The 3,819-nt window shown below is 73.8% G+C and carries 5 protein-coding genes and 1 pseudogene; 4 read left to right on the top strand and 2 right to left on the bottom strand.

What is annotated here, in order from left to right; genetic code table 11:
* The first annotated feature begins 175 nt into the window (after positions 1 to 175).
* From Q0848_RS18805 to Q0848_RS18790, 4 genes are all read left to right on the top strand, one after another.
* The gene (locus Q0848_RS18805; protein WP_299040362.1) at positions 176 to 808 is read left to right on the top strand and encodes a recombinase family protein; all 633 of its coding nucleotides are present in this window, start codon (positions 176 to 178) and stop codon (positions 806 to 808) included.
* 59 nt (positions 809 to 867) lie between these two features.
* On the top strand, positions 868 to 1,164 hold the full coding sequence (locus Q0848_RS18800) for a hypothetical protein (protein ID WP_299040360.1): 297 nt from the start codon (positions 868 to 870) through the stop codon (positions 1,162 to 1,164).
* A gap of 472 nt (positions 1,165 to 1,636) precedes the next feature.
* Positions 1,637 to 1,828, top strand: a complete 192-nt coding sequence (locus Q0848_RS18795) for a YciI family protein (RefSeq protein ID WP_299040359.1) — start codon at positions 1,637 to 1,639, stop codon at positions 1,826 to 1,828.
* Positions 1,825 to 3,078, top strand: a complete 1,254-nt coding sequence (locus tag Q0848_RS18790) for an RNA polymerase sigma factor (RefSeq protein ID WP_299040358.1) — start codon at positions 1,825 to 1,827, stop codon at positions 3,076 to 3,078. Before Q0848_RS18795 ends, Q0848_RS18790 begins: the two co-directional genes overlap by 4 nt.
* 50 nt (positions 3,079 to 3,128) lie before the next feature.
* On the opposite strand, the gene Q0848_RS18785 is transcribed toward Q0848_RS18790, so the two are convergent.
* Positions 3,129 to 3,515, bottom strand: a complete 387-nt coding sequence (locus Q0848_RS18785) for a VOC family protein (RefSeq protein WP_299040356.1) — start codon at positions 3,513 to 3,515, stop codon at positions 3,129 to 3,131.
* 120 nt (positions 3,516 to 3,635) lie between these two features.
* Positions 3,636 to 3,698, bottom strand: a pseudogene (locus tag Q0848_RS19105) (hypothetical protein); the annotation flags it as partial.
* Positions 3,699 to 3,819: the final 121 nt, after the last annotated feature.

The following is a 3,819-nucleotide window of genomic DNA, read 5'->3' as shown; positions in this document are numbered from 1 at the left end:
ATCGGTCGCCGTTGTTGTGGGGATCCTCCTACCGGAGTGTCCCTGGCCTAATCCGATCGTTTGAGCGACAGTCGCGCTGGCGGGGCGACACGCCGGGGGAGCGGCGTCCGGAACTCGTGTCCGAAACCTCCGTGTCGCGGAACCCTGGTCGGGCCGTTTCCGTACGCTCGCGCGCATGGGACACGCCCTCGGCTACGCCCGGGTCTCGACCACGGCGCAGGACCCGTCGCTGCAGACCGACGCCCTGGTCGCGGCCGGGTGCGCGCAGGTGTGGACCGACGTCGCCTCCGGCGGGCGTGACGACCGCCCGGAGCTCGCCCGGCTGCTCCAGCGGCTGCTGCCCGGCGACACCCTGGTGGTGTGGCGGCTGGACCGCCTCGGGCGGTCTCTTCCGCACCTGTTGGCGACGATCACCGAGCTTGAGGGCAGGGGAGTGGGCTTCCGGTCGCTGACCGAGGCCATCGACACCACCACCGCCGGCGGACGGCTCGTTTTCTCGATCTTCGGCGCGTTGGCCGACTTCGAGCGCCAGCTCATCCGCGACCGCACCCTCGCCGGCCTGGAGGCAGCCCGCGCCCGCGGCCGCGTCGGCGGCCGCCCCACCGTCATGACGCCCGCGCGGGTCGAGGCCGCCCGTGCTCTGCTCGCCCGCCCCGGCGCCACGGTCACCTCGGTGGCCAAGGACCTCGGCGTCAGCCGGGCCACCCTCTACCGCACCGTCCTGGCGGAGGAGGCCAGCGCGCCGCCCGCGCTACAGCGGTCGGAGCCTGCCGGAGGCGCCACCGGGTCGGCGGCGGCGCGCCCGTGACGGCAGAGCGGGGGAGCGGGGCTGCCACCTCCCGGCGCCGGCCGCGGTGGTGGCCCGGGGTGGTGCTGCTCGTCGTCGCGGCCTACCTCCTGTTCGAGGTCGCCGCGCGCTCCGGCGGCTTCGGGGACGCACAAGCCTGCCTCGAGGACCTGCCGTACTCCCCGCCCCATGAGGAGTGGCAGGCGGACGTGCAGTGGTCGTGGTGGCCTCTGGGCGCACGGTGTACGTACCTCAACCCGGAGAACGGCGACGTCGCCGTGGCCGCCCTCGCGTGGCGCGACACGCTGCTCGTCGCCCTTCCGGCCCTTGCCGGCGTCGGCCTGCTCGCCCGCGCCGCCTTCACCCGCCGGCGCTGAGCGCTCGAGCCTGACGGCTTGCCCTTTGCGGTGTTGCGCTGCTCCGTATGACGCCCGGTCATCGGGATCCGATCCGGACAGGTCAAACGGGACGTCCGCCGCGAGGCGGCGTCTGGGCGGGCTGCTGGTCTGCGCCGTCGCCGGTAGGGGGTCGTCATACGAGACGGCACGTGGCTGTCATGGCCAGGGGCCAGTGGACTGCGTGAGATCGCTGGTGGTGTCGTGTCGTGTGGAGGGTGTCGGCTCCGACTCTCCTGCGACGGGCCCGCAGGGGGCACGCGAGAGTGGAGGCAGTGATGAAGTTCCTGGTGCTGGTCTACGGCAACGAGCAGGTGTGGGGCGACCCGGCGGTGGACATCGCCGCGCTGATCGCCGAGGTCGACGCGTTCAACGCCTCGCTGCGGGAGTCCGGTGAGCTGGTGGCGGTGGAGGGGCTGGTGACGGCACCTCGAGCGGTGCGTGCCCAGGGTGGGTGCCGGTCGTCAGCGACGGGCCGTACCTGGAGGCCAAGGAGCACGTCGGCTCCTTCTTCGTCGTCGACGTCGACAGCGAGGAGCGGGCCCTGGAGATCGCCCGCTCCTACCCGGCGCTGCGCCACGCCTCCGCTCTCGGCGGAGGGCTGGAGGTCTGGCCGCTGATGACCCACGGCGACGCGCCGGCGTGAGCGAGGGCGCATCGAGCGGCCACCAGCGCGCCGAGGACCTGCTGCGGGAGCTCACCCCGCAGGTCCTCGGCGCGCTGCTGCGCCGGCACGGGGACTTCGGCCGCTGCGAGGACGCCCTGCAGGAGGCGCTGGTGGCCGCGCACACCGCCTGGCCCGTCGACGGGGTCCCCGACTCACCCCGGGGGTGGTTGACGACGGTCGCGACCCGACGCCTCATCGACGCCATCCGTGCTGACGCCGCCCGCCAGCGCCGCGAGGTAGCCGTGTCCCAGCAGGTGCGGCTGTTTGCGCCGGCCGCGGACGAGGAGCCGAGGTCAGGCGATGACTCTCTCGCGCTGCTGTTCCTGTGCTGCCACCCCTCGCTGACTCCGGCGTCGCAGCTGGCGCTGACCCTGCGGGCGGTCGGTGGCCTGACGACCGCCCAGATCGCGGTGGCGCTCCTGCTGCCCGAGACCACGGTCGCCCAGCGGATCACCCGCGCGAAGGCCGCCGTGCGAGCCGCGGGAGCGCGGTTCACCCTGCCTCGCGGCTCCGAGCTCCTCACCCGCCTCGACGTCGTCCACCAGGTCCTCTACCTGATGTTCACCGAGGGGCACTCCGCCGCCGCCGGCCCCGGGCTGCGACGGCAGGAGCTGTGCACCGAGGCGCTGCGCCTGGCCCGGCTGCTGCACCAGCGGCTGCCCTCCTCGTCGGAGACCACCGGCCTGCTGGCGCTCCTGCTCCTGGTGGACAGCCGTCGAGCCACCCGGGAGACCAGCGACGGCGTCCTGGTCCCCCTCTCCGAGCAGGACCGCACGCGCTGGGACCGCCAGGCCATCGCCGAGGGCGCCGCGCTCACCACCAGCGCCCTGCGCAGCGGCCCCCTCGGGCCCTACCAGCTGCAGGCGGCCATCGCCGCCCTGCACGCCCAGGCTCCCCGCAGCGAGGACACCGACTGGGAGGAGGTCGTCGGGCTCTACGACGTCCTCCTGCGCATCGCGCCCAACCCCGTCGTCGCGCTCAACCGCGCCGTGGCCGTCGGGATGCGCGACGGACCAGCCGCGGGCCTCGCGCTCCTCGAAGACCTGGCTACCGGAGCGCTGGCCGGCCACCACCGCCTCGACGCCGTCCGCGCCCACCTCCTCGAACGCGCCGGCGACGCTTCCGCAGCGGCCACCGCCTACCGCGCAGCGGCCACCCGGGCCACCAACCTCGCCGAGCAGCACTACCTGTTCCTGCGCGCCCAGGAGGTCGAAGCCCCGTTCCGGTGAGCGATCGACAGCGGGACGCTGTCCGGCCAGCGAATCGTCTGCGGGACCGGTCAGTTGGCGTGCGGCTGCAGGAACTCGAGGCGGTTGCCGAAGGGGTCGGCGGCGTAGAAGCGCTCGTGGCCGGGGAAGTCGTCGTCCCACGTGACGGGGTGGCCGGCGTCCTGGAGGCGCTGGGCCAGGGCGTGGATGCCGTCGACGAGGAGGCCGGGGTGGGCCTTGCGGGCGGGGGCGAAGGGTTCTTCGACGCCGAGGTGGACCTCGAGCGCGCCGCCGGAGAACCAGCAGCCGCCGCGGGCGGCGAGCACGGGGGGCTTGTCGAGCTCGCGCATGCCCAGGACGTCGCCCCAGAAGGCGCGGCACTGGTCCTCATGGCCGCGGGGGATGGCCAGCTGGACGTGGTGGATGGGCCGGAAGGCGAAGTCGGTGCCCTCGGTCATGGCGGGTGCTCCTCGGTGATGCAGCAGTCGTCGGTGTCGGTCGACCTTGAGGTCGATGGCGTGCAGGTTCTGGCGGAGGTCGTCGATGCGCTGGCGCACGGTGCGGCGGTGCTCGAGGAGCATCACCAGGCGGCCGGGGCGGCCGGCTTCGCCGTCGCGTCGCAGGTCGGCGAAGCGGCGCATCGTGGCGATGGGCATGCCGGTGTCGCGCAGCCGGAGCAGGAAGGTGTCTCGCCCCGGGTTCAGTGGAGGCTCTGAAGTGACGCTCTGATGGTAGCCGGAGCGGGGTGGTGCTGGTGGTGGT

Origin of the sequence: uncultured Pseudokineococcus sp., from assembly GCF_947495735.1 — a bacterium.
Classification (GTDB): Bacteria; Actinomycetota; Actinomycetes; order Actinomycetales; family Quadrisphaeraceae; genus Pseudokineococcus.
Note: the sequence above shows the minus strand (reverse complement) of the source record. Positions and strands in the feature narration are given on the sequence as shown.